Below are 25785 nucleotides of genomic sequence, written 5' to 3' on the forward strand. Positions count from 1 at the left end.
GCGGCGCCCTTAAATTCTGCTCGCGCTCGCCTATCTCCTCTAGAGGCGGCCTTATCCGCCTTTGGCATCAGGAGCGAGTGATGAAGGGAATATTGTCTGCCGCTGCCATGGGCATCCTGCTCAGCGCCGCGGTTGCCGGACCGTCGCAGGCCGAACAGAGCGAGCTTTCAGCCTTCCTGTTCGGGCGCCATTACGATGATGGCGTAACCGCCATTCCGATAATCCAGGATCCTTCGGAAGACGAGCGGCACCCATCCTACTTCCTCTACCCGGCTCGAATGCGGGTCGCCCAGCAGATCGTGACGAGCGATCCTTCGCTGCTGGACGCGCTGGCGCGTCGGAATATCGCGGTCTACAACGTGCTTTGGGTGCGGACTGCCGCCAACGGCGGCAGGATCGTCTACTATCGCTGACAGCCTGCGAAAATTGCTTGCCGCAGCCGCCGGACGGAAAACCTTAAGCCCATTCGCCCTTTCGCATCACCGGCACACGCGAGCCATCGGCCTTGATGCCGTCGATGTCGATCCGGTCGGAGCCGATCATCCAGTCGATGTGGATGAGGCTTGAATTGCCGCCCTGGGCGGCGATCTGCTCCTGGCTGAGCGAGGCGCCCTCAAGGAAGCACTTCGAATAGCACTGGCCGAGCGCGATATGGCAGGAGGCGTTCTCGTCGAAGAGGGTGTTGTAGAACAGGATGCCGCTTGCCGAAATCGGCGAGGAATGCGGCACCAGCGCCACTTCGCCGAGGCGGCGGGCGCCTTCGTCGGTATCGAGCACCTTGTTGAGGACCGCCTCACCCTTGGATGCCTTCGCCTCGACGATGCGGCCGCCTTCGAAGCGGACCTGGATCTCGTCGATCAGCGTCCCCTGGTGCGACAGCGGCTTGGTGGAAGAGACATGGCCTTCGACCTTCAGCGCATGCGGCGTGGTAAAGACCTCTTCCGTCGGGATGTTCGGATTGCAGGTCACGCCGTTCTTGGCCGTGGAGGCGCCCCCGTGCCATTCGTGGCCGTCTGCCAGCCCCACCATCAGGTCGGTACCGGGGCCGGTGAAATGCAGGGCGGAGAAGCGTTCGCCGTTCAGCCAGGACGACCGCTTCTTCAGGTTGGCGTTGTGTCCGGCCCAGGCCGAGATCGGATCGGCGACGTCGACGCGCGAAGCGGCGAAGATGGCTTCGGCCAAACGTAGGACCGCTTCATCCTCGGGAAGCTCCGGGAAGACGACCTTCGCCCAGGAGGGGTTGGGGTAGGAGATGATGTTCCAGTTGATGTCGAAGTTGGAGATCTTCTCCAGCGCCGGTTTGTAGGCCGTGGAGTTCGCCTTGTTGGCGCGTGCCACCTTGGCGGGATCCTGGCCGGAAAGCAGAAGCGGGTTGTCGCCTGCGATGGCGAGGCGCGCGGCGCCGTTGGCATAGGCCGTCGCCATGCCCTCGTAGAGCCAGCCGGACGCCTTGTCGAAACTTGCATCCGGCGCGTGGGCATAGCGGGCAAGCGTCGTCTCCTCGTCGGAATAGAAGGTGGTGACGAGGCCGGCGCCGGCCATATACGCATGCTTGGTGATCAGGCGCACCAGCGGCAGGGCGGCGAGCGGGGCCGTCATGACGAGATCCTGATCCCGCTGCAACTGAAGGCCGACCTTCACCGCCACCTCAGCCAGCTTGTCGAGCTTGATCGGATCGACGGTCGTATTGATCTCGGAATGGATGTTCATGGGCTACTGTCCTGTCCTGCGGAGGGTGGGTAACACATAATATGCTTCGGGCGCGGTTTGAAGTTATTCCGCGGTAAGCGGTGCCGCGACCGCGTTCAATGCCGCCTGGGCGTCGAGGGGCGCAAGGCGCACCTGCAGGCCCCGCTGCCCCCCATTGATATAGACATGGGCCTCCGACAGGGCCTGCTCCTCGATCGCGGTGGGGACAGTCTTCTTCTGCCCGAAGGGACTGATGCCGCCGACGTGGTAGCCGGTCAGCCGCTCGGCGTCGGCGGGTTTCATCATGGCTGCAAACTTGCCGCCGAAGGCCGCCGCGAGCTTCTTCATGCTCACCTCGCGGTCGGACGGGACGACGATGCAGACCGGCTTGCCGTCCACCTCTGCCATCAGCGTCTTCAGGACGCGGTGCGGCGCTTCGCCGATTGCTTCCGCAGCCTGCAATCCGATGCGCTCGGCCGTCGGATCGTAGTCATAGGTGACGGTGGTGAAGGCAATGCCGGCCTTGGTCAGTGCCTGGGTCGCGCGGGTGGATTTCGACATGACCGGGTTCAGGAAAACAGCGGTTCGTAGAGCTCGGGCTTGAAGCCGACCACGATCTTTTCGTTTGTCTCCAGCACCGGCCGCTTGATCATCGATGGTTGCTCCAGCATCAGGCGGATCGCCTTCTCCCGGTCGAGGCCGGCCTTGGCCGCATCGTCGAGTTTGCGAAAGGTGGTGCCGGCGCGGTTCAGTACCGTCTCCCATCCCGCGGCTTCGACCCAGCGCTCCAGATGCCCGCGGTCGATACCTTCGCTCTTGTAGTCGTGGAAACGGTAGGAAACGCCCCGTTCATCAAGCCAGGTGCGGGCCTTCTTCATCGTGTCACAGTTCTTGATGCCGTAGATCGTCGTCGTCACGTCATGCCTCCAATAGTTGGAGGAAGCGATAACAAGCAGAGTATTCCTTGAGCAAGCATTGACTTCGATCACATCGGGGCATGCTTTCCGAGCATGCCTCCCTTGCTTGCTTGTGCATTGCACAAACAACGGCCCGGAACCATATTCAGCTCAACACAAAGGAGCACATCATGTCGATCCAACGCCAGCATGTCCGCAGTGGCTTTCTCGGTCGCGCCTTCGCTGTCTTCGGCGCCGCCGTCAATGCCTCGAACGCCGTCGAGAACCATCGCAAGCCTGCCAAGCGTGATCTTGCCATCCTTGGCATCGATCCCAAGGCTTTCGAGCAGTTCTGATCGTCCGCCGTCGCAGAGCAACAGATCTCTACACAAATTGTTAAGCCTGTTCGAACATAATCTCCCGATATACTTGGGAGGGTATGTTGGGTGCTGTTGTTCAACTTGACGATGATCATGCGGCGCCAGACGCCGTGACGGTAAGCCGCGATATCCTGCAGGCTGCGGTCTCAAGGCTCGCTCTCGAAGCGTCCGACCTCGGTCTGCATCTCGTCGATATCGCGGGAACCATTCAGGATACCGCCGCCCAGTCGGCGGAACACGCAGCCCTTCTCTCCCGTCTGACCAAGGCGGCGGAGGCGATAGCCGAGGCCAATGGCGATATCGCGCGTTCTCTCGGCGAAACCGACAAATTGGCCGCCAGCGCACGCAAGGTGCTCGGCGAACAGGCGCAGCAACTGAACGGATCGGTTGCCGCGATCGACCATATGGTCACGGCGTCGCAGGAGATCGGCGAGGAGATACGATCTTTCTCCTCTGCGCTTGCCGACGTCGCCCGGCTCGCTGACGCCATCGGTACGATCGCCCGCCAGACCAACCTTCTGGCCCTGAATGCAGCCATCGAGGCCGCGCGGGCCGGCGATGCCGGCAAGGGTTTCGCGGTTGTCGCCGCAGAGGTGCGGGCCCTTTCGCTGCAGACCTCTCAGACCACGAGTTCCATTCAGTCGACCCTTGAGCAGTTGGGCGGTCGCATCGACCGGCTGGTGACTGCCGGCGAGGGCGCGCGCGTTTCCGCGCAGGGGGTGAAAGCCACGGCGACGGAGGTCCAGGGTTCGTTCCAGGATGTCGAAGACGTAATGTCGCAGATCCTGGACAGCGCCTCCTCGCTTGCCGGAGCGACGGAAGCCGTCGATCGCCAGTGCGGCGACTTCGCAGGCTCGATCGCCGCGGCCGCGGCCGCCATCCTGGTCTCCAACGACAAGCTGCAGGAAACGTCTTCGCGCGTCAGCGAGGTGGTGGCGATCTCCGAGCGCATCATCCAGGCGACGGCCAGCGCGGGCACGGAAACGCCCGATACTCCCTACATTCGCTCCGCGATGGCGATTGCCGAAGAGGTTTCGATCGCGTTCGAGAATGGAGTGAGATCTGGCCGCATCGACATGGCCGCGCTCTTCGACCGCCAGTACCAGCCGATCCGGGGTACGGACCCGATCCAATACATGACGCGGTTCACCGAGTTCACGGATATGGTGCTGCCGGCGATCCAGGAAAAGGCGGCCGCAAGCGACGAGCGCATCGCCTTTTGCGCCGCCGTCGACGAGAACGGCTATCTGCCGACCCATAACCGTAAATTCTCCTACCCGCAGCGGCCGGGCGACGTGGCGTGGAATACTGCCAACTGCCGCAATCGCCGCATCTTCAACGATCGGGTGGGATTGGCGGCGGGGCGCAATACCGAACCCTTCCTGCTGCAGACCTACCGGCGCGATATGGGCGGCGGCCAGTTCGTGCTGATGAAGGACATTTCCGCCCCGATCACCGTCAACGGCCGCCACTGGGGCGGGCTGCGGCTGGCGATCCGGGTGTAGATGCACGCAGGAAACGGGTTGAAATGCGCCGTGCCGGTGGCATCCTTCAGCCAAGGAGGGCGATGCCATGGCAGAGCAGCGATATGAGATCTTCGCGACAGCCGCCGGCTTCTGCGGCGTCGCCTGGAGCGAGGCGGGGATCACCCGATTCCAGCTGCCGACGAGTACGGCGAAAGAAACAGAGCGACTGCTGCTGCGCCGCATGGATGGCGCAGAGCGGGGCACGCCGCCAGGAGAGGTGGCGGAGGCGATCGAGGCGGTGAAGCGATATTTCGTGGGCGAACCGACGGACTTTTCCGGCTTCAGGCTGGACCTCCAGGAGCAGGATCCCTTCTTCCGGCAGATCTATGATCTGGCTCGCCGGGTCGCGTGGGGCAGCACGACCACCTACGGTACGCTGGGCAGGATGTTGAGCGCCGGCCCCGAGGTGGCGCGGGAGGTTGGCCGGGCCATGGCAAAAAATCCGGTCGCGTTGATCATTCCGTGTCATCGGGTGCTCGCGGCAGGCGGCAAGCTCGGTGGCTTTTCCGCTCCCGGCGGATCCGAAACCAAGATGCGTATGTTGGAATTGGAGGGTGTTCGGTCGGGACCGCCAGAGCCGGCCCAGCAGGCATTGCCGTTCTGATGGCTGGCGTCCCTAGAGGCGGGTGATCGGCAGTGCCCGGACAACGATCTCGTCCTGCCGGAAGATTGTTTCCAGGTCGCTGCGGTAGCTCCGCCACCAGTGATGGTCGAGCGTCTCCACCATCACTTCGGCTATGACGATCGCATCGCGCTCGATGCCGCCCTTGCCGAGCCATAGACCTTCCGCCGGGGCGCTTCGGTGAAAGGTGATGCCGCCGAACCGTTGGGCGAGATTGTCCCTCACGGAGGCGAAGAGCTCCGGCGGAAACGGGCGTCCGTCCGGATCGGCTGCGGGAAGCAGGATCTGGATCAGATGGGCAGAAGAATCGCTCGGCATTCCGTCCTTGCGCTCATTCATGTCTCAGGCCTCCCTCACCTGTGCGAAACCGGCATCCCGCGCATAGTGAACGAGCTTTTCGTCGAATGTGGCGAAGGATGAACAATACTGTGCCTTTAGGAGGTGCAGTGCATCGGCAAAATCCATCCCTCCCGCGGAAAGCTCGAGGGCTTCCGCCACGATCGGCGCTTCATCGACAATGACGGTCGGGAGGCCGGCAAAATCTCGTATGGATGTGAGACAATCCAATCGAGGCAGTCGATAAATACTCCGAAGCACCCATTCGACCTCGAGAGTCACGGCTATCGGCATGAACACCATCTCGCCATCGATGATGGCGCGAGCGCGATCGGTCTGCTGCGCATGATCACCGATGAGGTAGCGGATGACGAGGTTCGTATCGATCGCGATCATGAATCGGGATCGACACTGCGCTTGAAATCCGCAGCGACCGCTTCAAGAAGACCAGCGTCCATTTCCTCGATCGTCTTGGGTTTACCGGAGTATTTGTCTCTCAACATTCCGAACACGTCGCTCGGCCTTGTCGGTGGAAAAATCGGCGCCCGCTTCAGCAGCACGCCCTCAGGCGTTTCCTCGACGATCAGTTTCGTGCCGGCGTTACAGTCGCGCCGGTCCCGGACCACCTTGGGGAGGATAACTTGCCCCTTGGTGGAGATCGTGGTGGTAAGGGTGCCAGCCATCGCAGAGCCCTCAAGTAAGACGAGGGTAAGATATCGCTCCTGACCTCATCTTCAAGAAAGACGGCTCACTCCCACTCGATGGTGCCGGGGGGCTTGGACGTCACGTCGTAGACCACGCGGTTGATGCCGCGCACTTCGTTGATGATGCGGGTCGCGGTGCGGCCGAGGAAGGTCATGTCGTATGGGTAGAAGTCCGCCGTCATCCCGTCGACCGAAGTCACTGCGCGGAGCGCGCAGACGAAGTCGTAGGTGCGGTAGTCGCCCATGACGCCGACCGTCTGGACCGGCAGGAGCACCGCGAATGCCTGCCAGATCGTGTCGTAGAGACCGGCCTTGCGGATCTCGTCGAGATAGATGGCATCCGCCTTGCGCAGGATGTCGAGCTTTTCGCGCGTGACCGCGCCAGGGCAGCGGATGGCGAGACCCGGTCCGGGGAAGGGATGGCGGCCGATAAAGCTCTCCGGCAGGCCGAGCTCGCGGCCGAGTGCGCGAACCTCGTCCTTGAAGAGCTCGCGAAGCGGCTCGACGAGCTTCATGTTCATCCGCTCCGGCAGACCGCCCACATTGTGGTGGCTCTTGATCGTGACGGAGGGGCCGCCGGAGAAGGAAACGCTTTCGATCACGTCCGGATAAAGCGTGCCCTGCGCCAGGAATCTCGGTGCCCCCTTGCCGTCGGCGGCGATCTTGGTGGCCTCGGCTTCGAACACCTCGATAAAGAGGCGGCCGATCGTCTTGCGCTTCACTTCCGGGTCGGTGACGCCGGCAAGCTCCGTCAGGAACAGGTCGGAAGCATCCACATGGACAAGCGGGATATTGTAGTGGTCGCGGAACATGCCGACGACCTGCTCGCTCTCTCCCATGCGCATCAGGCCGTGATCGACATAGATGCAGGTGAGCTGGTCGCCGATCGCTTCGTGGATCAGCACCGCCGCCACGGATGAGTCGACGCCGCCGGAGAGGCCGCAGATCACCCGCTCGGAGCCGACCTGTTCCTTGATCTTGCGGATCATTTCCGCGCGATAGGCGGCCATCGTCCAGTCGGATTTCAGCCCCACGATCTTGTGCACGAAGTTGGCGAGCAGCTTCGCGCCGTCCGGCGTATGCACCACTTCTGGGTGGAACATCGTCGTGTAGTAGCGGCGGCTCTCGTCGGCGGCGATCGCGAAGGGTGCGTTCTCCGACGTCGCGATGACCTCGAAGCCTTCGGGGAGCTTTGTCACCCGGTCGCCGTGGCTCATCCAGACGGGATAGCGTCCGCCGACCTCCCAGATGCCGTCGAACAGCGGGCTTGCCGCCTTCACTTCCAGGTCGGCGCGGCCGAATTCCGCCGCATGGCCGCCCTCGACCACGCCGCCAAGCTGCGTGCAAAGCGCCTGTTGCCCGTAGCAGATGCCGAGGATCGGCACGCCGGAGTCGAACACCGCCTGCGGCGCCCGCGGGCTACCCTCCGCAGTCACCGAGGCCGGTCCGCCGGAAAAGATCACGCCCTTCGGCTGCATCTTCTCGAAGGCCGAGGCGGCGTTCTGGAACGGGTGGATCTCGCAATAGACCCCGGCTTCGCGAATGCGGCGCGCGATCAGTTGCGTCACCTGGCTGCCGAAATCGATGATGAGAATGCTGTCGGGATGGGCGATCTGGGTCATGCCGAGCCTTTAGAGAAAACTTCTCTTTTGTGCAACTGCGTCAGAGGCGCAATTCGCCTCTTGCCAGGACTTCCAGAAGTCGATCGACGGCCGAGGCAAGCTTCTCGTCGATGACGTGGAGATATTCCGTCCAGTCGCCCACGTGCCGCAATTCCTCCTTGCCGGCGGATATGCCGCGCAGCCCGATCAGCGGCAGGCCGAACCGGTGGCAGCTGCGTAGCAGGGCGAAGGTCTCCATGTCGACCATGTCCGCCTCTATCCGGTCGTAGGCCGTGCCGGAGACGACATTGCCGCCGGTGGAGAGGGAGGCGGAGGGAATGTCCGGGATGCGGTGCGGCAGGTCGATCACTGCCGGATGGTCGAGGAACGGGGTGCGGCCCTTCTCGAAGCCGATCGGCGAGGCGTCCATGTCGCGATAGGAGACGGAAGAGACCTGATAGATCTCCGTCTGCTCCAGGTTTCGCGACCCGGCCGAGCCGAGCGACACGACGAGGTCCGGAAGGGACTTGTCTGCCTGCGACAGCGTCAAGGCATGGGTGAGGCTGACGGCCGCCTCCACCGGCCCGACCCCGGTCATCAGCGGTGTGATCCGCCGGCGCAGATGCGGTCCGTATTCAGCGTCCACGGCCATGACGAAGAGGAGGGACCGCCCGCCTGCCTGCGTGAGCTCGAACCTCATCCGACGATGTCTTCGCGTCCGCGGACTACCATCATCGTCGCCGTCATGGAGGCGATCAGCTTCGCCGGCCCGTCGGCGATCGCATAGGCACGCCCATCCGCCACGATGATGGTAGAGCCGGGTTTCGTGATTTCGCCGCGGAAGAGGAAGCGCTCACCGCGACCCGGCGACATGAGGTTCACCTTGAATTCGATTGTCAGCAGCGAGGCGCCAGGGGCAATCATCGAAAAGGCCGCATAAGTGCACGCGGTATCGAGCGCGGTGGAGATGATCCCTCCATGCAACAGGCCGTGCTGCTGCGTCAGCTTCGGGTCGAACGGCAGTTCGATCTCCACCATAGCCTGTTCGATGCGGGTAAGCCTCGCACCGATGGTCTCCATCGCCGGCTGGCGACCGAAGCTCTGCCTGATCCGCTCGCGGAAATCGTCTGTTTCATCCATTTCATGCCCTCTCGCGCTTGCAAAATTGGCATGCCGCCGGGTGCCGGGCAAGCGGGGAACGGCTTCGCGGTCAGTTCAGCAGCGCGATCGACAGGTTGAGGGCGGTGGCGAAGGAGACCCAGGCCGCATAGGGCAGGAAGAGCCATGCGGAAATCCGGTCGGCGTTCCAGCTCAGCCGGATGAAGGCGAGGATCGCGACGAGCATCGGGATGATGACGACGAGGCCGAGGATCGGGCTCTGGTAGCCGAAGAAGGCGGGGGACCAGAGGAAGTTGAGGATCATCTGCATGAACCAGACCTGCATCCGTCCCGAAGCCGGTGCCTGAAGCCAGGTGCGCGCGCCGGCAATCGCGATCAACACGTAGAGCGTCGTCCAGACAGGCCCGAAGACCCAGGATGGTGGCTGGAAGAACGGCTTCTCCAGCGACTGGTACCAGTCGCCTGGCATGTTGCTGACGCCGCTGAGTGCACCAAGCCCGACAATGACGGCGATGAACAGGATGTAGGTAAGTGCTTTCTTCATGGGCGGGAACATAGGGCGTGGGTCGCTTTGCGCCAGTCCTCTCACGTGAGCCGCACGATATGCTGGTCCCAGGCGACTTTGCTGCGGATCTCGTTGAAGCGGCCGTCATAGGAGGAGACGGCAAAACCTGTGTTTGACGGTGCGATGCCTGCCGCGTCGACGATCGCCTGCTCCCGCACGACTTCGCCGGTCCTTGCATCAAGGCTAACTGCCAGGCCGCCTTTCGGAGAGGTCAGCCCGACGATGCCCTCGCGCCGGTTGACGGCGATCGCTCCCACATAGTTGGCGAGGCCGTCGCTCACGTGCGCCGGCAATGGAATGAACGCCAGACCTTCCCCTCGTCCAACGTGTCCGACAAGCGGGGGGCGGGCATTGCGCGGACCCTCCCATTGGCAGGCAAACCAGATCCGCCCGCCGTCTCCCAAAGCGAGGTGGCGGGTCGAGAGCTGGGACAGCGGCGGTGGAAGCCTGTGCTTCTGGATCAACCGCCCGTCGCGTGCGTCCAGCAGCACCAGCGACGGCTCCATCCGGTCGAGGTTGAGCTTGGTGCGGCCGAAATCCGGATGGGTTTCGATGCCGCCATTGGCGATCACCAGCATTGTCCCGTCGTCCGAGACAGCCATGTCATGGGTGCCGATGCCGTGCGCCTCGAATTCTCCGATGCGCCGGAAGCCGCCGGCTGCGTCATAGATGCCGATCATGCCGCGATTGGCGTCGAAGTCGTTCTCGCTGGCATAGAGCAGGCGGCCGTCCGGGGAGAAGGCCCCGTGGCCATAGAAGTGACGCCCTTCGGGGGCGGCGATGACGAGAGGTTCGGCACGTCCGATCGGATCGGTCACCACGGCGAAGATGCCGGGCCGGCGGGCGAAGGCGACGAGGCGGCCTGCTGCGTGACTGAACGCCAGCCCGTGGGAGCGGGCAGGCAGCGCGGTGCGGTCGATGATCTCGCCGCGCTCGGAAACGGTGGCGATGCCGAAGGAGCCGTCGGGTGCGCGGAACCCCGAGGCATAGACGGCATCGCTTCGCTCCAGCGCCCGCAGGGAGCGCGGAGCAAGCGTCGCCGCAAAGCCGATGCCGGCCGCCTTCATGAAGCTGCGGCGGTCGATGAGTTCGCTCCGCCCGGCCATGCTCAGTCTCCGTCGGAAAAGGAGAAGCCGGAGGTGAGGCCGATCGCCCCGCCATACTGGTCATTCAGCCGGGTAATCAGGTCGCGGCCGTTGATCAGCAGGAAGTCCAGCTTCTGGCGTCCGGCGGGATCGGCAACGGCAGCTTCGATGTCCACGTCCATCTGGCCTACGACGCGCAGCAGCGACTTCAGGACGAATTCCGTGGAGTCGATGATGGAATGCTGGTCGGAGGGAAGCAGGTCGACCATCTCCGAGGTGCGGATGAGGTCCCGCAGGCCCTCCAGATTGCCCTCGATCATGGTCCAGGTGTTCTGCGACCGCCAGAATATCGCCTGCTTCGGGAAGACCGGCTTGTCCCCGCCCTTGTAGAAGGTTTCGATCCTCTGGTCGCGCACCATCTCGGCGCCATGCACGAGAATGCCGAGCAGCGCCGTCATTGCCTCCTGCTCCGTGCGGAACAGGGGATTGTCCGGACCCGGCTCCTTCCAGTCCCGCTGCACGCCGTCCGGCGCGTCCCAGAGTGCTGCGAGCTCGGAAGCGATCTGCTCGATGTTCTGCGCTACCGCGCGGCCATAGCGGCAGCGGAAGCTGCCTTCCTCAGTTGCCAAGCTCTCGGAGCCGGTGCCTGCCAGCACGAATTCCAGGGCACCGAAGCCCTGCATGGCGACGCTCTTGCCTTTGAGGACCGCCACTTCGGTGGCGTTCTCGTCGGGCCTGGCAAGCAGTGCCTGCACCTGCTTGAGCCCGGTGCTCTTGCGATCGGGATAAAAGAGGATGCGCTCGAAGCGGTTTTCTTCGATGGCGGGGCCGGCACGGACGATTTCGATGCGCGCCCAGCTTCGCGCCGCCTCCGCGAAGCCCTCCTTTGCGGCGGCCAATGCTGCCGGTGAAGGGGTTTTGCAGAGGGCGTCCATGTTGCCGGTGAGTGCGTCGGCTGCTGCATGGAAATCGCGATAGCCCGGCAGGATGAAGCCATCGACGGCCTTTTCGATCACCGTCCGTATGACCTCCGGCCGCGGAAGCGTGGGCCTGATCGCCTCTTCCTGCGCGGTGGCAGTGGACGCGAAAACAAGCATGCTAAGCGCGGCCGTCGCAAGCGATCTCAGCATCAGAGCGACTCCAGGAACGCGATCAATGCCGTACGCTCGTCCTTGTTGAGGGAGGCGAAGGCATCGCGGGCGGCCTGGGCCTCGCCGCCATGCCAGAGGATCGCTTCCGTGAGGTTGCGGGCCCGTCCGTCATGGAGGAAGAAGGTGTGCCCATTGACCGTTTCGGTCAAGCCAATGCCCCAGAGCGGCTGCGTGCGCCATTCGCGGCCGTCGGCCACGCCCACCTGCTGCCCGTCTGCCAGCCCCTCTCCCATGTCATGCAGCAGGAAGTCGGAGTAGGGCCAGATCAACTGAAAGGCCTGCGCCTTGTTTTCGGCATCGCGGCGGGTGACGAATTTCGGCGTGTGGCAGGCGGTGCAGCCTGACTGGTAGAAGAGTTCCTTGCCCCTCAGCACCTTGACATCACCCGGATTTCTGCGGGCCGGGACGGCAAGGTTTTCGGAGTAGAAGGTCACGAGGTCGAGAACCGGGTCCGGCGCTTCCGTATCGCCGAGCCGCTCTTGTACGCCGGCCGCACGCGCCAGGCAGTCCGTCTGTGCACTCGTACAGTCGCCGTGATGGAACGGGGCGTCGGGATTGGAAATGCCGAGATCGCCGGCGAAGGCCGAGGCCGACTGGTCCCGCACCGATGCGTTCTGCGCCTTGAAGCCGAAGCGGCCGAGCCTCAGTTCCTGCGTGCGATGGTCGCGGACGATCGCCGGCTTGCCGGAAATGCCGTCGCCGTCGGCATCTTCGGGGTCGGCCTTGGCGAGGATGTCGGCCTCGTGGATCGCCTGGATCATGCCCATGCCGATCATCGGCGGTGCAATCCGCGGCGACAGCGTCACGTCCGGCTCGAGCGGGCCGTAGTTCAGGTTCTTCACGGAATAGGCAGGCTTGCGCAGCGACACGACCTCTCCGTCCGCGAGCGTCACAGGCACTTCCTCGTAGGAGATCACCATCGTGCCTTCCGACTTCAGGCCGGGGATAGCGAGATCCTGCAGTTGTTTCCCGTAGGTGATGTCCGGAAAGTTCAGCGCCTCGTGGCGGGCGATGAGCGCCTTTTCCTGCTCCGTACGGGCCGGGCGGCCCAGCCTGAGGAACATGGAGGTGGCGTCCGCGGCCCCTTCCGGCGGATGCCCGCGGCCGTCCTTCAGGTGGCAGCTCTGGCAGGCGCGCGCGTTGAACAGCGGACCGAGACCATCGGAGGCCTGGGTGGAGGAGGGAGAGGAAACCCAGAGCTTGCGGAACAGCGCATTGCCGAGCTTGAACTCCTCCTCTTCTGCGAAAGTGAGGTTGGCAGAGAAATGCGAGAAGGCATCGCCGTTGACGATCGCCTTGGTGGTCGCCGCCCCGCCCTGCATGGTTTCGAAGTTCTCGGCCCTGGAGAAGTCCTCGGTCGGACGGGTGACGCCGGCGACACGCTTCTTGTCCTTGGGCGAGAGGTCAGTCCGCTCGGTCGGAAAGATCCGGCTCTCGCCAACTGCGACAAGCGGCGACAGAAGGAGAGCGCCCGACAGGATCGGCAGGACGAACAGGCTGGCTTTGAGCGCTCTCATCGTGGTTCAGGGCCGCCCTGAACGGGCGGCTTCCTTCCTTTTCTTATTGGAAGACGGCATCAGGATTATCAAGGCTGTCGGAGCCTTCAAGCTCGATCGCGCCGAGATCCAGCGACGCAATGACGCGCTCGATGGACCGGGTCTGGCCGATCAGTCCGTCGATGGCGGCCTGCACGACGGCATTGCCTTCCGTGTTCCCCTCGCCGATCATCTGGTCATAGGCTTCGCCACTTTCTGCCCGCTCGGCCATGGCGTTCATGGCGGCGAGCGTTGTGTCCAGCTTTGCCTTCACCTCCGCATCGAGCGCCGTATCCTTGACTGAGACGAGGTCGGAAAGCGAGGGCCCCGTCAGCTTCGTGCCGTCGATGCGGGTGTATTCGCCCGTATAGGCCGAGGCGATGCCGATGGCATCGTTGAGGTGGGAGGCATGCGTGTTGTCGGAGAAGCAGTCGTGCTCCTCCTCCGGATCATGCAGTAGGAGGCCGAGCTTCATGCGCTCCCCGGCGAGTTCCCCGTAGGAGAGCGAACCCATGCCGGTCAGCATGGCGCGGATACCGGCCGGCGGATCGGCGGTCACCGCCTTGGCGGCCTCGCCTTCGGGCGCCCAGGCGGCGACCATTTCCTCCAGATCGGCGATCAGCAGGTCTGATGCGGCCTTCAGGTAGGCTGCGCGGCGGTCGCAACTGCCGTTGGTGCAGTTGGCGGTGTCGAAATCGGTATGGGAACGATTGCCGGCGCCAGCCTCGGTACCGTTTAGGTCCTGGCCCCAGAGCAGGAATTCGGTGGCATGGTAGCCGGTTGCGACATTGGCCTCGATCTCGCCCGCCTCGTGCAGGCTGCGGAGAAGATCCGGCGTGATGGAACTGGCGTCGATCTCCTCGCCATTCACCGTGAGCTTCGGATAGGCGATGATGTTGGCGACATAGAGCGCGTTCTCGTCGCTCTCGGTGCCGTAGGATGCATCCACGTAGTCGATCAGCCCTTCGTCCAGAGGCCAGGCGTTTACCTTGCCTTCCCACTCGTCGACGATCGGGTTGCCGAAGCGATAGACCTCGCTCTGCTGGTAGGGAACGCGCGACGCGATCCAGGCCTCACGCGCCGCCTTCAGCGTTTCTTCGCTCGGCTTGGCGATCAACTCGTCGATGGCGGCACCCAGTGCCTTTGCCGTTGTCAGCGAGTCTTCGTATTTCGCATGCGCCAGTTCGGCATAGTGCTTCACGACAGCGGCGGGCTCCGTGGCTGCGGCAACCGGCGTCACGGAAAAGGCTGCGGATGCGGCCAAGAGCGCGAAGGCCGCGCCCAAAAATGTCTTGCGGATCATGGTCCCTCCTTCGGCAGCCTTTTCCCTCGGCTGCACCGGACGTGCATGACGCAAATGAAAACTGGTGTCTAGTTTGGAATAGACGGAAGTCTGGGCGTAGTCTTGACGGAGATCAAATCGCAGATGCTCTGCGCATCCTGCAGAAGAAAAATCCGTCTGTTTCGGTGCTCGCCGGCGTAAGAGTCAGCATCCTGCCGTCACGGCTGCGGGGACGAGGGGTGTCGGCGCCGAACAGCGTGTTCCATTCGTCCGTCACCGCCTCGGCAGAGAAGGCCGGATGTTCGCCGCAGAAGCGCTCGATCTGCCGTTCGTTTTCCTCAGGCAGCACCGAGCAGGTGACATAGACGAGGCTGCCGCCGGGTTTCACGAAGGCCGACGCCTCGCCGAGCGCCTCCTGCTGCTGGGCGACGCGCTCCTCGAGGTTGCGCGACGTCAGCCGCCACTTCGTATCGGGACGGCGCCGCCAGGTACCGGTGCCGGTGCAGGGCGCATCCACCAGAACCACGTCCAGCTTTTCCTTCAACGCATCGAGCTGGCGGACATCGTCATGCACCTGGACGTTCCGGGTGCCCGCGCGCCGCAGCCGCTCGACGATCGGGGCCAGCCGCTTGCGGTCGGCGTCATAGGCGTGGACCTGGCCCTTGTTGTTCATTGCGGCCGCCATCGCGAGCGTCTTGCCGCCGCCGCCGGCGCAGAAATCGAGCACCTGCGCGTGTTCCGGCGGATGAACGAGATCGGCCACGATCTGCGAGCCCTCATCCTGTACTTCGAACCAGCCCTTCTGGAATGAAAGCTCGGCAGTGACGTTCGGCAGGCGTGACGCTCCCTCTCCGGCGGGTATCCTTACCCCGTTGCGCGCAATCGGCGCCGGGACGGCTCCGGAGCGGTCGAGCGCCTTCACGACCTTCTCGCGCGACGCCTTCAGCGTGTTGGCGCGCAAATCGAGGGTCGGACGTTCCGCCAGCGCCTTGGCCTCCGTCAGCCAGTCCTCGCCGAATGCGGTTTCGAAGGATGGCTGTATCCAGTCCGGGATGTCGCCCTGCACATGCAGGGGTGCATCGTCGAGATTGCGGGAGGAAAGGGCCGAGAGGTTCGCCTCGGTGAGGAGAGGCGGGGCGAAGCGGTCATCGGCGAACTCGGCGGAAAGGGCTTCCGGCGAAAGCCCCCATTGCCGGATGAGGACCGCATAGGCAAGTGCCGTCGGCGCATCGTCATCCATCAGGAAGGCATGCGAAAGGCGCATGCGCAGCGCGTCGTAAACGATGTTGCCGATCGCGGCGCGATCGCCGGAGCCGGCGAAGCGGTGGGCGAGCCCCCAGTCCTTCAGCGCGTCGGCGACGGGGCGCCGTCTGTTCTCGATGTCCCTCAGGATATCGATGGCTCCGCCGAGCCTTCCGCCCAGTCGCATGTCAGTCTCCGTTCCGGTTGAACCCGTCCGAACGGGTCCTAACCATCATCGACCGGAAGAGCAAGGGCAGGCCGGCTCAGCCGTCCTTCAGGCCCTTGCCGGATACCTTGCGCGTGCCGGCGTCGACGATCTGGTAGCAGACCTGCGCGGTGCCCGAACGCACCATGCCGATGTTCTGGGCGGCCGCCTTGGATACGTCGATAACCCGGCCCTTGATGAATGGGCCGCGGTCGTTGATGCGTACGATCACGCTCTTGCCGTTGCGCTTGTTGGTGACCTTGACCTTCGTTCCGAAGGGCAGGGAGCGGTGGGCGGCCGTTAGATGGGCCGGGTTCATCCGTTCACCGGAAGCGGTCTTGGAGGTGAGCGCATACCAGGAGGCGTGGCCGCAGCCGGGCGCAGCCTGAGCCGATGCGGAGCCGAGCATTGCGAAAGCAGCAAAGGCAGCCGCGGCGAAAGTCGAGCGTCGAATTGTCGTCAAGTCTGTCGTCCCCGTCGGTCGATGTCCTGCACAAGCCGTGCGGGAAACGGTTAAGCGGGGCGAAAATTGGCGAAAAAGTGCGCGGCGTCATCACGGAATGTTTCAGTCTGTAATATTCCGCAGTCGCATATCCGGCTATCTATTCGCGGGATTTTGAGGACATTGTGAGAAAACTTATCTAGAATCAGTAACTAGACGAGAAGCCGTTTCTTGGGCCTTCCTGAGCGGGCAGAGTTCACGAAAAGAGATGAAATTTTTTTGTTGCAAGGCAACAAAAAAAGGGTGCGCGACGCGAAAATTTGGCGACTTTGTGTCAGATGGCCGGCCGTTTGGGGCCGTAGCCGTCACTTGGATGAATTTTTCATCCTGTCTGATAGTCGCTTCTATCCGCGCCAGAGCCCCGTCGTCCAGAGCTGTTGGAGCGACATCCGGTAGTGGGGGAAGCTGAACCGGAAGCCCAGCCTGCGGATCCTGCCGTTGGAGACGCGCTTGTTGGCGCCGTAGAAGGAGCGGGCCATCGGCGTCATCTCCGCTGTCTCGAACGGCTGTTCCGGAGGGGGCTCGACTCCCATGAGCCGTGCCGCCTCCGCGATGACGTCTTGCGGCGGCGCCGGTTCGTCATCCGTGATGTTGAAAATGCCGCCGCGTCCCGACCCGGCGAGAAAAAGCGTCGCATCCGCAATGTCTTCGACGCGGATCCGATTGAAGACCTGGTCCTTCTTGACGATCCGGCGTGCCGTTCCCCGCTCCAGGTTCACGAATGCATTCCGGCCAGGTCCGTAGATGCCGGCAAGGCGTAGTACCGCGACCGGTACGCCCATGGCTTCTCCCGCGGCAGTCCACGCCTGCTCGGCCTCGACCCTGTCCTGAGAGCGGCCCGGGGAAGGGCGGCACTCCGCCTCCTCGTCCACCCAGGCGCCACCCTGATCGCCATATACGCCCACGGTGGAAAGATAGCCGATCCATTCGAGCCTGGGGCAAAGCGCATGGAGACGGTGGTCCGCGAACCTGAGCAGCGGATCGCCGGCAGCATCCGGCGGGATGGACTGAACGAGGTGGGTTACCTGCGAAAGCCTGTGCTTCAAGGCTTCATCGAGACCGGTGCCGTCGAAGACGAATGCCTCTACGCCCTTGCCGGCAAGCGCCTCCGCCTTGGCAATCGTCCGCGTCGTTCCCGCCACCCCGGCTCCGGTCTCGATGCCTGCCGCTGCGATCGCCGCGCCGGAATAGCCGCAGCCGGAGATCATCATCTGCATCATGCCGCTCCCGCCAGCCGCCATTCGTCGAGAACCTCCGGATCGTCCTCATCGCCATGGGACGCCGCGAAGCGTTGGAATTCTTCCGGGAGCATGAGGCGCTTCAGCGCCCACACCGCCATGCCGCGCACCACGGGCGATGGATCGCGGGCGAGCTTCAGGCAGGGCTCGATCAGGCTCGCGTCTGCCGAATTTCCGGCCGCGATCAATGCGTTGCGGACGAACCGGTCGCGTCCGACCCGTTTCACCGGCGAACCGCTGAAGAAGCTGCGGAAGGCCGCGTCGTCCAGGGCCAGCAGGAAGGAAAGGGGCGGCTCCTTCAGGTCTTCCCGTGCCTTCAGTTTCATCTCCGATGCGCTTGCGGCGAACTTGTTCCAGGGACAGGCTGCAAGGCAGTCGTCGCAGCCATAGATGCGGTTGCCGATCAACGGCCTGAGATGCGGGTCTATCGGCCCCTTGTGTTCGATCGTCAGGTAGGAAATGCAGCGGCGTGCATCCAGCCTGTAGGGCGCGGGAAAGGCGTTCGTCGGGCATGCATCGAGGCAGGCGCGGCAAGAGCCGCAGTGATCGGCTTCCGGCTCGTCCAGGACAAGCTCGGCGGTCGTGAACACGCTGCCGAGAAAGAGCCAGGAGCCGTGGCTGCGGCTGACGAGGTTGGTGTGCTTGCCCTGCCAACCGAGGCCTGCGGCGGCGGCCAGCGGCTTTTCCATGACCGGGGCGGTATCGACGAAGACCTTCACGTCCTCTCCGGCTCGCGCGGCGAACCGCGTCGCGATTTCCTTGAGGCGCCCTTTGATGACGTCGTGGTAATCGCGGTTGCGTGCATAGACGGAGATCGCACCGCGGTCCGGCTTCGATTGCAGGGAGCGCGGATCGTCCTCGGGACCGTAGTTCAGCGCGAACATCACCACGGACCGCACCTCGGGCCACAGCACCCTCGGATCGGCGCGCCGTTCACGGGTCTCCTCCATCCAGCTCATGGTGCCGTGCTGACCCTCGGCGAGGAAGGTGCCTAGCCGCTCCGGTGCCAAGGGAATGCTCCCCGCATGGGTGATGCGGCAGAGATCGAAGCCTTGCGCGGCGGCCTCTGCCTTGACCAGCGCAGTCAGCTTCTCCCGGCGCCGCAGGTCGGGACCGGCGCGCCCGGCTGGCTGTTCAGAAGTCGAGATCTGCATAGTGAGACACCGGCGTAAGGCCCCGGATCCGTTCGGCCAGCAAGGGCCGGAAGGAGGGGCGCGATTTCAGCCGCTGGTACCAGTCCTTGGTGATCGGTGCTTCCGCCCATTCGATCTCGCCGAGATAGTCGAGGACGGAAACCGAGGCGGCTGCCGCAAGATCGGCATAGGAAAGGCGATCGCCGGCGAGCCACGGTCGCGATCCCGCGAGCCAGGACAGATATTTCATGTGCTGCCGTATGTTGGCGCGTGCGGTACGAAGCGCCTTCGAATCCGGGGCGCCACCCCCCTGCGCGGCGGTCATTTGCAGCTTGTAGACCCGTTCGCGCACCAGCGGCTTGGTGACGTCCTGCTCCATCTTCGACAGGAACCATTCCGTCAGCCGGCGGATCTCGGCCCGCTGGAAAGGATCCTCCGCGAACAGACGTCGATCACGCTTGAGCACGCCGTGGGTTTCGTCGAGAAATTCCATCAGCACGGTCGGGCCACAGAGCGCACGCATGCTGTCATCGACATAGACGGGAAGGGTTCCGGCCGGGTTCAGGGCCAGGAACTCGCGACGCTTTTCCCACGGCTGTTCTTCGACGAGTTCCGCCGGAAAGCCATATTCGGCCAGGATAAGGCGGACGAATCGCGAACTGGAGGACATGGGATGATGAAAGAGCGTGGGCATCGATACGTGAGCTTTACGAATACGGTATAGGAAGGAACGGCTGGATCGCGCTTCGCTGCATTAGCCCAGCTATATGGCTTTGGTAAGGGGCAAGGCAAGCGAAGGGCCTGTTACGGTTCCCGAGCATCTTGTCGGCGTACCACCAATAAAGGATGAAGAATGCCGGAACAATCTATCGTCAGCGCTCTCGTTCTCGGACTCATAGAGGGGCTGACGGAGTTCATACCCGTGTCCTCGACCGCGCATGTCCTCCTCGCCGGCCATTTTCTCGGTTTCGAATCTCCAGGCAATACGTTCGCGGTGCTGATCCAGCTGGGTGCCATTCTGGCGATCCTGCTCGTCTATTTCCGCAAGCTCCTGGACATCGCCCTTGCATTGCCGAGTTCGGAGAGGGCGCGGCGGTTCGTGCTGACGGTTCTCCTCGCGTTCCTGCCGGCAGCCCTCATAGGAGCGCTGGCGCACGGCATCATCAAGACGGTCCTGTTCGAAACGCCGGCGCTGATCTGCGTAGTCCTCATCCTCGGTGGCTTCGTGCTGCTTGCGGTCGACCGCATGGCCATCCAGCCGAAATACACCGATATCATGGATTACCCACCGTCGCTGGCGTTCAAGATCGGGCTCTTTCAATGCCTGGCGATGATACCCGGCACGTCCCGTTCCGGGGCCACCATCGTCGGGTCTCTCCTGATGGGAGCGGACAAGCGGTCCGCTGCCGAGTTCTCCTTCTTCCTCGCCATGCCCACCATGCTCGGCGCCTTCACGCTCGATCTCTACAAGAACAGGGACATCATCCGCGCCGACGACGGACTCATCATCGCAATCGGTTTCGTCGCGGCCTTCGTCATGGCGCTGGTGGTTGTCCGCTCGCTGCTCGATTTCGTCTCCAGCCGCGGTTATGCCCCGTTCGCCTGGTGGCGGATTGTCGTCGGGACGGCAGGGCTTATCGGACTGCTGCTCGTCGGGTAGTCAGCGGCGGTCGGTGTGGTGGTAGAACAAGAAGTCGTAAGCAGCCATCGCCAGCGTGACGAGGAACAGGATGCCGAGGTCGACCCGCGGCACCCGCCACAAGAAGATGATGAGGAAGGCACACAGGGTGAGAAAGGCGAGCGAAGCCAGAATCCGGTGCATGTCCTTGGTCCTTCTCCAAATCATGTCTGGCGTGCGCCGACGCCGCGACTGCGGCATCAGCGACGCACATCAGCGGCCGTAAACCTGGTCGGGCAGGTAGAAGACCAGTTGCGGAAACAGATAGACGATCACCATGCTCAGCACCACGAGCCCCATGAAGGGGAGCATGCCCCAGAAGATCTGGGTCAACTGCACATAGGGCGGCGCGATGCCCTTGAGATAGTAAGCCGACATCGCCATCGGCGGTGAGAGGAACGCCGTCTGCAGGTTGAGTGCTACCAGGATGCCGAAGAACAGCGGATCGATGCCGAACATCGGCAGCAGCGGCAGGAAGATCGGCACGAAGATGACGATGATCTCTGACCACTCCAGCGGCCACCCCAGGATGAAGATGATCAGCTGCGCGAGCAGCAGGAACTGCAGGGGCGTCAGGTCCAGCCCCTGCACGAACTCGGAGATCACCTGTTCCCCGCCGAGATAGGCGAAGACCGAGGCGAAGGTATAGGAGCCGACGAAGAGCCAGCACACCATGGCCGAGGTCCGGATCGTCAGGTAGACGCTCTGCCGGATGCGGTCCCAGGTGAGCGCCCGGTAGGCCACCGCCAGCACCAGTCCGCCCAACGCGCCGATCGAGGCCGCTTCCGAAGGGGTCGCCAGACCGAAGAGGATGGATCCAAGCACGGCAAGGATCAGGAAGGCGAGTGGGAAGAAGGACGTCATCAGCATGACGAAGAGCTTGAGGAAAGGGACGTCAGGGACTTCCTCCTCGGTCGGTTTCGGAGCGACGCTCGGCTGAAGGATCGCACGGATCACCACATATGCGAGGTAGAGCCCGAGCAGCAGGAAGCCCGGAATGAGCGCCCCCGCGTAGAGGCGCACGATCGAGACTCCCGAGGTCGCCGCATAGACGATCAGCATGATCGAAGGCGGGATCAGGATGCCGAGCGTACCGCCCGCGCAGATGATGCCTGCGGCGAAGGAGTGGTTGTAGCGCACCTTCAGCATGGCCGGGAAGGCGAGCAGGCCCATAAGCGTCACCACGGCGCCGACGATGCCGGTCGCGGTCGCGAACAGGCCGCAGGTGATGAGCGCGGCCACCCCCATGGAACCGGGAAGGTTCTTCGAGGCGATGTTGAGCGTGGTGAACAGCCGGTCGACGATATTCGCGCGCTCGACGATGTAGCCCATGAACAAGAAGAGCGGGATGGCCGTCAGCACGTCGTTGGCCATCACCGAATAGGTCTGGTTGACGAACAGGTCGAAGATGCGGTTGTTGAAGAAGCCCTCGGCCCACAGGCTGATGCTGTCCCACCAGCCGGCATTCTCGTCCAGCCGGTTGAAGGCCCGCCACATGCGGCCCGGCTCGTAATAGGCATAGTATCCGAACCCGATACCCATGGCCATCAATGTGAAGGCGATGGGAAAGCCAAGGAAGATGATGAAAATGAACAGGCCAAGCATGGTCATGGCCACTTGCGGATCAGTCATTCCTTGCCCCCGGCCAGTTCGGCTTGCTTTTCCCGAATAAGGATCTCCTCGGTCTCCTCTATATCCACCTCTGCCTCGAACCAGCGCCCGTCGCGAAGGCAGAGGATGCAGCGGAGCACCTGGGCGATGCCCTGGATGAAGAGGAGGATTCCAGCAGCGGCCATCACCGTCTTGAACTGGTAGATCGGGATGCCGGCAGGGCTGTTGATGCTGACCTCGCCATAGCTCCACGAGCGCGCGGCATATTTCCATCCGGTGAAGATGAGTGCCGTGACGCCGGGGAAGAAGAAGATCAGGTAGAGGACGAGGTCGAGCGCCGCCTGCGTGCGCGGCTTCCAGAGGCGGTAGAGGAAATCGCCCCGCACATGGCCGCCGAGCGACAGCGTATAGGCCCCGCCCATCATGAACAGCGTGCCGTACATGATGAAGGAGAGGTCGAGCGCCCAGGGCGTCGGCCGGTTGAGGAGGTAGCGGACGAAGACCTCGAAGCTCGTGCCGAAGGTCATGAGGATGATCAGCCAGGCGAATGCCTTGCCGAACCACGCCGACGTGGCGTCTGCAAAACGTATGAATGCCAGCATGATGGACGTCTTTCCGTGTCGGGTGGAAGGCGGCAGGAGCATGAGCCCCTGCCGTTTCGATGCCGCCGGCCGGACGCCGTCAGAGCTTCAGCTTGTTCGGGAAGTAGTGATTGTAGGCAAGCGTGTAGTCCGGAGAGGCCATCAGTTCGAAATAGGTGACCCGCTCCACCCAGGCACGCTGGCTGTCGAGCACCTTCTTCATGAAGGCGTCCTTTTCCAACTCGACGATCAGGTCGTCCCAGGCCTTGATCTGTGCGTCGAGGATTTCCTTTGGCGTGCGATGCACGTTGACGCCGGCCTCGTTCTGCAGCTTCAGGAGATCCGCCGAATAGTTGTCCATGGCCGATGCCGTATTGGCAGTGGATGCCGCCTCAACCGCATAACGGACAATGGCCTGCAGGTCCGGCTCTAGGTCTTCGTAGAAGTCACGGTTGAAAATGAACTCGAAGCATTCCGAAGCCTGGTGGTAGGACGACAGATAGTAGTGCTTCGCGACGTCCTGTGCTCCGAAGCGAATGTCGGAGGATGGGTTGTTGAACTCGAAGGCGTCGATGACGCCGCGTTCCATTGCCGGAACGATTTCGCCCCCCGGCAACTGTGCAACCGACATCCCCATCGCCTGCATCAGGTCGGCGGCAAGCCCGACGGTGCGGTACTTGAAGCCGTTGATGTCGGCAACGGTATTGACCTCTCCCTTGAACCAGCCGAAGGGTTGGGCAAACATCGGGAAGCCCATGAAGCCGACGACGTCGAGACCCAGGATGTCCTGCTGCAGCTCACGATAGAATTCCGCGCCGCCACCGGCATAGAACCAGGAGAGCATGGTCGTAGCCGAGCCGCCGAAGACCGGGCCGGTTCCGAACAGCGATGCGGCCTTGTGCTTGCCGTACCAGTAGGCGGGTACGGAGTGGGCGGCGTCGATCACGCCGTCGTGGCACGCATCGAGAACCTGGAACGCTCCGACGACCGCGCCGGCAGGCAGGAGGTCGACGGTCAGGCGACCACCCGACATGGCCTGCACCCGTTCCGTATACTGCCGGGCAAAGTCCATCCAGATGTCGGACGCAGGCCAGGAGGTCTGCATCTTCATCACCATCGGTGATTGCGCGAGCACTGCCGGTGCGGCAAGCGTCCCGGCGGCTGCACCACCAGCAGTTGCACTAATTTTCAGGAATGAACGGCGCGTATGCGCCTTGTTCTCAGGCTCATGCATCGATTTCTCCTCCCAATCGGGCGGGCTTTTGCCCTTCTCCCACGATCAGTATTGAGGAAAAATCTGCAGACATCAATACGCACAGGCCACGTCGGCTTCAATTTGACGTGGCGGTGCAAACAGGTCCGGAAGGGGAGGTTGGTTCTATCGAGCAGACGCGCCCGGTATCGAGCCCGTTGCACAGGGATCGACGCCATAGGCGGGAGCGCACTTGCCGCTGCCCGTTGCACCCGTTTCCGGTGCGATGAAGGAGCCGACGAGGATCGTCAGCGCCGCACACGCAAAAAAGAGTGCGATGGGCTTGCCCATGGAAGAATGCCTTTCAGAGAAAGTGATTGAGCGTTGATTTCGCTGCAGCCGTGTATGATCCGGCCACGCCATTTTCAATAGAGGAACTTGCTGAATCCGTGGTTAATGCGCAGGACTCGCTTACAGTGCGGCGTTTGCGCCACATGACCGGAAGCAGGCGGCGGATGGCGTTCCGCCGCTCAACCGAAACGATCTCAGGCTGCCTTGCCGCTGTTCGTGAACTGTCCCTGAGGGCGGTACTGCACGAGGTAGGAGGAGACTACCGAGGTGAGAAGCGTCGGGCGGATGCCCATGCCCTCCAGCGTGCGCCCCTCGCGGATGGCCTCTTCCGATACGATGTTGTCCCGCTTCAGCAGCGTGACCTGATCGCTGGTGATCGGCGGCTTGATGAAGGGGATCAGCGACGCGATGCTGCCGATCATCGACGCAATGCCGAACGGCAGGGAAATCAGCGGACGCTTGCGCGCCGTTGTCCGCAGCACGATCTCCATGCACTCGCGGAAGCTCAGAACCTCCGGCCCTCCCAATTCATAGACGCGGCCGCCCGCCAGGACGCCGTCGACCCCGAGCGCCACCGCCTGAGCGACATCCCCGACATAGACGGGCTGGAACTTCGTCTTCCCGCCGCCGATCAGAGGGAGCGCCGGGAACATCTTCGCCATCGCCGCGAACTTGTTGAAGAAGCTGTCCTCGGGGCCGAAGACGATCGACGGGCGCAGGATCACCGCATCGGGAACGATCGACAGGATGGCGGCTTCCGCGCGCCCCTTGCTCCGGGCGTAGGACGAGTCCGACTCCTTGTCGGCACCGATCGCCGAAACATGCACCAGCTTGGCGCCGGCGGCGCGCGCGGCTTCGGCAACGGCACGACCGCCGAAGTCTTGCACCGCGTCAAAGGAGTTGCGACCGCTTTCGAACAGGATGCCGACGCAGTTGACCACGAAGGAGGCGCCTTCGACCGCGCGGTCCACCGATTGACGGTAGCGCAGGTTTGCCTGCACCAGCGCGATCTGGCCTACATATCCGTAGGGTAGCAGGAAGCCCGCGAGATCCGGGCGGCGGACGGCTACGCGAATGCGGTAGCCGCGCTTCACCAGGGACCGCACCACATGGCGCCCGACGAAGCCCGATCCTCCGAAGACGGTGACGAGGGGCGGCAGGTTGGACACGGTCATGGCATGCTCCGGGAGCTAACGGGATGAAATTGTCAGCCGTCTCTTAGACCAAATGTCTTGCAACGGGAAGCAGAAGAAACGCCGCATCTGACGGACGTCAGATGCTTTCCACGACCACCATCTCGGCATCGGCGCATTCCTGCCGGATCTTCGCAGCGGCCTGATATTCAGGGGAATTGTAGCAGTCGACGGCCGCCTGCAGCGACGGGAATTCGATGACGACGTTGCGGGCGCGCGCCTTGCCTTCCAGTTCCGCGAACTGGCCGCCGCGGGCGAGGAAGTTTGCGCCGAACCGCTCGAAAGCAGGCTTGGCGGTGCTGACATAGTCCTTGTAGCGCTCCGGGTCACGGACATCGACGCGGGCGATCCAGTATCCTTTCGGCATG

General features: G+C 63.2%; 31 protein-coding genes. 5 read left to right on the forward strand and 26 right to left on the reverse strand.

The genetic code is table 11. The annotated features are described in order from the left end of the window. Window positions 1-80: 80 nt before the first annotated feature. A complete protein-coding gene (locus RTCK_RS17755) occupies window positions 81-413 on the forward strand; it encodes a hypothetical protein (RefSeq protein WP_142593788.1) in 333 nt (110 codons plus the stop codon). A gap of 43 nt (window positions 414-456) precedes the next feature. On the opposite strand, the gene RTCK_RS17760 is transcribed toward RTCK_RS17755, so the two are convergent. The 3 genes from RTCK_RS17760 to RTCK_RS17770 form a co-directional block, all read right to left on the reverse strand. Further along, window positions 457-1710: an aminopeptidase gene (locus RTCK_RS17760; RefSeq protein ID WP_142593789.1), complete on the reverse strand. Its 1254-nt coding sequence runs from the start codon at window positions 1708-1710 to the stop codon at window positions 457-459. Between the two features lie 63 nt (window positions 1711-1773). Beyond that, window positions 1774-2250 carry a Cys-tRNA(Pro) deacylase gene (gene ybaK / locus RTCK_RS17765; RefSeq protein ID WP_142593790.1) on the reverse strand — a complete coding sequence of 159 codons (477 nt, stop codon included), beginning with the start codon at window positions 2248-2250 and terminating at the stop codon, window positions 1774-1776. An 8-nt stretch (window positions 2251-2258) separates the two neighbouring features. Beyond that, on the reverse strand, window positions 2259-2606 hold the full coding sequence (locus RTCK_RS17770) for an ArsC family reductase (protein WP_142593791.1): 348 nt from the start codon (window positions 2604-2606) through the stop codon (window positions 2259-2261). Between the two features lie 170 nt (window positions 2607-2776). On the opposite strand from RTCK_RS17770, the gene RTCK_RS17775 reads away from it, so the two are divergent. The 3 genes from RTCK_RS17775 to RTCK_RS17785 all read left to right on the forward strand — a co-directional run bounded on the left by RTCK_RS17775 (window position 2777) and on the right by RTCK_RS17785 (window position 5095). Next, entirely contained in the window at window positions 2777-2941 is a 165-nt protein-coding gene (locus RTCK_RS17775) for a hypothetical protein (protein WP_185928044.1), read from the forward strand. Between the two features lie 86 nt (window positions 2942-3027). Then, entirely contained in the window at window positions 3028-4470 is a 1443-nt protein-coding gene (locus tag RTCK_RS17780) for a methyl-accepting chemotaxis protein (RefSeq protein ID WP_408004569.1), read from the forward strand. A 67-nt stretch (window positions 4471-4537) separates the two neighbouring features. Further along, a complete protein-coding gene (locus RTCK_RS17785) occupies window positions 4538-5095 on the forward strand; it encodes a methylated-DNA--[protein]-cysteine S-methyltransferase (protein WP_142593793.1) in 558 nt (185 codons plus the stop codon). Between the two features lie 12 nt (window positions 5096-5107). Here RTCK_RS17785 and RTCK_RS17790 read toward each other — a convergent pair whose 3' ends face one another. From RTCK_RS17790 to RTCK_RS17865, 16 genes are all read right to left on the reverse strand, one after another. Continuing rightward, a complete protein-coding gene (locus RTCK_RS17790) occupies window positions 5108-5452 on the reverse strand; it encodes a hypothetical protein (protein ID WP_235988752.1) in 345 nt (114 codons plus the stop codon). Between the two features lie 3 nt (window positions 5453-5455). Further along, on the reverse strand, window positions 5456-5845 hold the full coding sequence (locus RTCK_RS17795) for a type II toxin-antitoxin system VapC family toxin (protein ID WP_142593794.1): 390 nt from the start codon (window positions 5843-5845) through the stop codon (window positions 5456-5458). Beyond that, complete coding sequence (locus tag RTCK_RS17800) at window positions 5842-6132, reverse strand: AbrB/MazE/SpoVT family DNA-binding domain-containing protein (RefSeq protein ID WP_142593795.1); 291 nt, start codon at window positions 6130-6132, stop codon at window positions 5842-5844. Before RTCK_RS17800 ends, RTCK_RS17795 begins: the two co-directional genes overlap by 4 nt. A 65-nt stretch (window positions 6133-6197) precedes the next feature. Next, window positions 6198-7775: a glutamine-hydrolyzing GMP synthase gene (guaA, locus tag RTCK_RS17805; RefSeq protein ID WP_142593796.1), complete on the reverse strand. Its 1578-nt coding sequence runs from the start codon at window positions 7773-7775 to the stop codon at window positions 6198-6200. 40 nt (window positions 7776-7815) lie between these two features. Further along, complete coding sequence (locus RTCK_RS17810) at window positions 7816-8454, reverse strand: 5'-methylthioadenosine/S-adenosylhomocysteine nucleosidase (RefSeq protein WP_142593797.1); 639 nt, start codon at window positions 8452-8454, stop codon at window positions 7816-7818. Further along, window positions 8451-8894 (reverse strand): PaaI family thioesterase, encoded by a 444-nt coding sequence (locus RTCK_RS17815; protein ID WP_142593798.1) that lies wholly within the window; start codon window positions 8892-8894, stop codon window positions 8451-8453. Before RTCK_RS17815 ends, RTCK_RS17810 begins: the two co-directional genes overlap by 4 nt. 70 nt (window positions 8895-8964) lie before the next feature. Next, window positions 8965-9417 carry a TspO/MBR family protein gene (locus RTCK_RS17820; RefSeq protein ID WP_142593799.1) on the reverse strand — a complete coding sequence of 151 codons (453 nt, stop codon included), beginning with the start codon at window positions 9415-9417 and terminating at the stop codon, window positions 8965-8967. 41 nt (window positions 9418-9458) lie between these two features. Further along, window positions 9459-10544, reverse strand: a complete 1086-nt coding sequence (locus tag RTCK_RS17825; RefSeq protein WP_142593800.1) for a DUF1513 domain-containing protein — start codon at window positions 10542-10544, stop codon at window positions 9459-9461. A 2-nt stretch (window positions 10545-10546) separates the two neighbouring features. After that, window positions 10547-11653 carry an imelysin family protein gene (locus tag RTCK_RS17830; protein WP_142593801.1) on the reverse strand — a complete coding sequence of 369 codons (1107 nt, stop codon included), beginning with the start codon at window positions 11651-11653 and terminating at the stop codon, window positions 10547-10549. Further along, window positions 11653-13191 carry a di-heme oxidoreductase family protein gene (locus tag RTCK_RS17835; RefSeq protein WP_142593802.1) on the reverse strand — a complete coding sequence of 513 codons (1539 nt, stop codon included), beginning with the start codon at window positions 13189-13191 and terminating at the stop codon, window positions 11653-11655. Before RTCK_RS17835 ends, RTCK_RS17830 begins: the two co-directional genes overlap by 1 nt. 43 nt (window positions 13192-13234) lie before the next feature. After that, window positions 13235-14512 carry an imelysin family protein gene (locus tag RTCK_RS17840; protein WP_142593803.1) on the reverse strand — a complete coding sequence of 426 codons (1278 nt, stop codon included), beginning with the start codon at window positions 14510-14512 and terminating at the stop codon, window positions 13235-13237. Between the two features lie 112 nt (window positions 14513-14624). Next, window positions 14625-15920, reverse strand: coding sequence for an RsmB/NOP family class I SAM-dependent RNA methyltransferase (locus RTCK_RS17845; RefSeq protein ID WP_142593804.1), 1296 nt, complete (start codon window positions 15918-15920; stop codon window positions 14625-14627). Between the two features lie 76 nt (window positions 15921-15996). After that, window positions 15997-16401 carry a septal ring lytic transglycosylase RlpA family protein gene (locus RTCK_RS17850; protein ID WP_408004571.1) on the reverse strand — a complete coding sequence of 135 codons (405 nt, stop codon included), beginning with the start codon at window positions 16399-16401 and terminating at the stop codon, window positions 15997-15999. A gap of 383 nt (window positions 16402-16784) precedes the next feature. Then, entirely contained in the window at window positions 16785-17657 is an 873-nt protein-coding gene (locus RTCK_RS17855; protein ID WP_142593805.1) for an SDR family oxidoreductase, read from the reverse strand. Next, window positions 17657-18832 (reverse strand): tRNA epoxyqueuosine(34) reductase QueG, encoded by a 1176-nt coding sequence (gene queG, locus RTCK_RS17860; RefSeq protein ID WP_142593806.1) that lies wholly within the window; start codon window positions 18830-18832, stop codon window positions 17657-17659. The genes RTCK_RS17855 and queG overlap by 1 nt, the downstream gene beginning before the upstream one ends. Continuing rightward, the gene (locus RTCK_RS17865; protein WP_142522041.1) at window positions 18813-19505 is read right to left on the reverse strand and encodes a glutathione S-transferase family protein; all 693 of its coding nucleotides are present in this window, start codon (window positions 19503-19505) and stop codon (window positions 18813-18815) included. The genes queG and RTCK_RS17865 overlap by 20 nt, the downstream gene beginning before the upstream one ends. Before the next feature lie 159 nt (window positions 19506-19664). On the opposite strand from RTCK_RS17865, the gene RTCK_RS17870 reads away from it, so the two are divergent. Further along, window positions 19665-20471, forward strand: coding sequence for an undecaprenyl-diphosphate phosphatase (locus RTCK_RS17870; RefSeq protein WP_142522040.1), 807 nt, complete (start codon window positions 19665-19667; stop codon window positions 20469-20471). On the opposite strand, the gene RTCK_RS17875 is transcribed toward RTCK_RS17870, so the two are convergent. From RTCK_RS17875 to RTCK_RS17905, 7 genes are all read right to left on the reverse strand, one after another. Beyond that, window positions 20472-20633 (reverse strand): hypothetical protein, encoded by a 162-nt coding sequence (locus RTCK_RS17875; RefSeq protein WP_185928045.1) that lies wholly within the window; start codon window positions 20631-20633, stop codon window positions 20472-20474. 69 nt (window positions 20634-20702) lie between these two features. Then, a complete protein-coding gene (locus RTCK_RS17880) occupies window positions 20703-22121 on the reverse strand; it encodes a TRAP transporter large permease (RefSeq protein ID WP_142522039.1) in 1419 nt (472 codons plus the stop codon). Continuing rightward, the gene (locus RTCK_RS17885; RefSeq protein ID WP_142522038.1) at window positions 22118-22702 is read right to left on the reverse strand and encodes a TRAP transporter small permease subunit; all 585 of its coding nucleotides are present in this window, start codon (window positions 22700-22702) and stop codon (window positions 22118-22120) included. Before RTCK_RS17885 ends, RTCK_RS17880 begins: the two co-directional genes overlap by 4 nt. A gap of 79 nt (window positions 22703-22781) precedes the next feature. After that, window positions 22782-23915, reverse strand: coding sequence for a TRAP transporter substrate-binding protein (locus RTCK_RS17890; protein WP_142522037.1), 1134 nt, complete (start codon window positions 23913-23915; stop codon window positions 22782-22784). Window positions 23916-24059: 144 nt separating this feature from the next. Continuing rightward, window positions 24060-24224 carry a hypothetical protein gene (locus RTCK_RS17895; protein ID WP_185928046.1) on the reverse strand — a complete coding sequence of 55 codons (165 nt, stop codon included), beginning with the start codon at window positions 24222-24224 and terminating at the stop codon, window positions 24060-24062. A gap of 194 nt (window positions 24225-24418) precedes the next feature. After that, entirely contained in the window at window positions 24419-25399 is a 981-nt protein-coding gene (locus tag RTCK_RS17900; RefSeq protein WP_142593807.1) for a complex I NDUFA9 subunit family protein, read from the reverse strand. Window positions 25400-25496: 97 nt separating this feature from the next. Beyond that, on the reverse strand, window positions 25497-25784 hold the full coding sequence (locus RTCK_RS17905) for a DUF1330 domain-containing protein (protein WP_142522035.1): 288 nt from the start codon (window positions 25782-25784) through the stop codon (window positions 25497-25499). Window position 25785: the final 1 nt, after the last annotated feature.

The sequence above is a fragment of the Pseudorhizobium endolithicum genome, assembly GCF_902153245.2.
GTDB lineage: Bacteria > Pseudomonadota > Alphaproteobacteria > Rhizobiales > Rhizobiaceae > Neorhizobium > Neorhizobium endolithicum.

Excerpts from the sequence above, each read along its gene's own strand:
- queG (WP_142593806.1), bottom strand. The coding sequence starts at position 18,832 with ATGCAGATCTCGACTTCTGAACAGCCAGCCGGGCGCGCCGGTCCCGAC.
- RTCK_RS17795 (WP_142593794.1), bottom strand. The coding sequence starts at position 5,845 with ATGATCGCGATCGATACGAACCTCGTCATCCGCTACCTCATCGGTGAT.
- RTCK_RS17865 (WP_142522041.1), bottom strand. The coding sequence starts at position 19,505 with ATGCCCACGCTCTTTCATCATCCCATGTCCTCCAGTTCGCGATTCGTC.
- RTCK_RS17845 (WP_142593804.1), bottom strand. The coding sequence starts at position 15,920 with ATGCGACTGGGCGGAAGGCTCGGCGGAGCCATCGATATCCTGAGGGAC.
- RTCK_RS17800 (WP_142593795.1), bottom strand. The coding sequence starts at position 6,132 with ATGGCTGGCACCCTTACCACCACGATCTCCACCAAGGGGCAAGTTATC.
- RTCK_RS17875 (WP_185928045.1), bottom strand. The coding sequence starts at position 20,633 with ATGCACCGGATTCTGGCTTCGCTCGCCTTTCTCACCCTGTGTGCCTTC.
- RTCK_RS17825 (WP_142593800.1), bottom strand. The coding sequence starts at position 10,544 with ATGGCCGGGCGGAGCGAACTCATCGACCGCCGCAGCTTCATGAAGGCG.
- RTCK_RS17815 (WP_142593798.1), bottom strand. The coding sequence starts at position 8,894 with ATGGATGAAACAGACGATTTCCGCGAGCGGATCAGGCAGAGCTTCGGT.
- RTCK_RS17830 (WP_142593801.1), bottom strand. The coding sequence starts at position 11,653 with ATGCTGAGATCGCTTGCGACGGCCGCGCTTAGCATGCTTGTTTTCGCG.
- ybaK (WP_142593790.1), bottom strand. The coding sequence starts at position 2,250 with ATGTCGAAATCCACCCGCGCGACCCAGGCACTGACCAAGGCCGGCATT.
- RTCK_RS17785 (WP_142593793.1), top strand. The coding sequence starts at position 4,538 with ATGGCAGAGCAGCGATATGAGATCTTCGCGACAGCCGCCGGCTTCTGC.
- RTCK_RS17840 (WP_142593803.1), bottom strand. The coding sequence starts at position 14,512 with ATGATCCGCAAGACATTTTTGGGCGCGGCCTTCGCGCTCTTGGCCGCA.
- RTCK_RS17885 (WP_142522038.1), bottom strand. The coding sequence starts at position 22,702 with ATGCTGGCATTCATACGTTTTGCAGACGCCACGTCGGCGTGGTTCGGC.
- RTCK_RS17895 (WP_185928046.1), bottom strand. The coding sequence starts at position 24,224 with ATGGGCAAGCCCATCGCACTCTTTTTTGCGTGTGCGGCGCTGACGATC.
- RTCK_RS17880 (WP_142522039.1), bottom strand. The coding sequence starts at position 22,121 with ATGACTGATCCGCAAGTGGCCATGACCATGCTTGGCCTGTTCATTTTC.
- RTCK_RS17870 (WP_142522040.1), top strand. The coding sequence starts at position 19,665 with ATGCCGGAACAATCTATCGTCAGCGCTCTCGTTCTCGGACTCATAGAG.
- RTCK_RS17820 (WP_142593799.1), bottom strand. The coding sequence starts at position 9,417 with ATGAAGAAAGCACTTACCTACATCCTGTTCATCGCCGTCATTGTCGGG.
- RTCK_RS17760 (WP_142593789.1), bottom strand. The coding sequence starts at position 1,710 with ATGAACATCCATTCCGAGATCAATACGACCGTCGATCCGATCAAGCTC.
- RTCK_RS17810 (WP_142593797.1), bottom strand. The coding sequence starts at position 8,454 with ATGAGGTTCGAGCTCACGCAGGCAGGCGGGCGGTCCCTCCTCTTCGTC.
- RTCK_RS17755 (WP_142593788.1), top strand. The coding sequence starts at position 81 with ATGAAGGGAATATTGTCTGCCGCTGCCATGGGCATCCTGCTCAGCGCC.
- RTCK_RS17775 (WP_185928044.1), top strand. The coding sequence starts at position 2,777 with ATGTCGATCCAACGCCAGCATGTCCGCAGTGGCTTTCTCGGTCGCGCC.
- guaA (WP_142593796.1), bottom strand. The coding sequence starts at position 7,775 with ATGACCCAGATCGCCCATCCCGACAGCATTCTCATCATCGATTTCGGC.
- RTCK_RS17790 (WP_235988752.1), bottom strand. The coding sequence starts at position 5,452 with ATGAATGAGCGCAAGGACGGAATGCCGAGCGATTCTTCTGCCCATCTG.
- RTCK_RS17900 (WP_142593807.1), bottom strand. The coding sequence starts at position 25,399 with ATGACCGTGTCCAACCTGCCGCCCCTCGTCACCGTCTTCGGAGGATCG.
- RTCK_RS17855 (WP_142593805.1), bottom strand. The coding sequence starts at position 17,657 with ATGCAGATGATGATCTCCGGCTGCGGCTATTCCGGCGCGGCGATCGCA.
- RTCK_RS17890 (WP_142522037.1), bottom strand. The coding sequence starts at position 23,915 with ATGCATGAGCCTGAGAACAAGGCGCATACGCGCCGTTCATTCCTGAAA.
- RTCK_RS17905 (WP_142522035.1), bottom strand. The coding sequence starts at position 25,784 with ATGCCGAAAGGATACTGGATCGCCCGCGTCGATGTCCGTGACCCGGAG.
- RTCK_RS17835 (WP_142593802.1), bottom strand. The coding sequence starts at position 13,191 with ATGAGAGCGCTCAAAGCCAGCCTGTTCGTCCTGCCGATCCTGTCGGGC.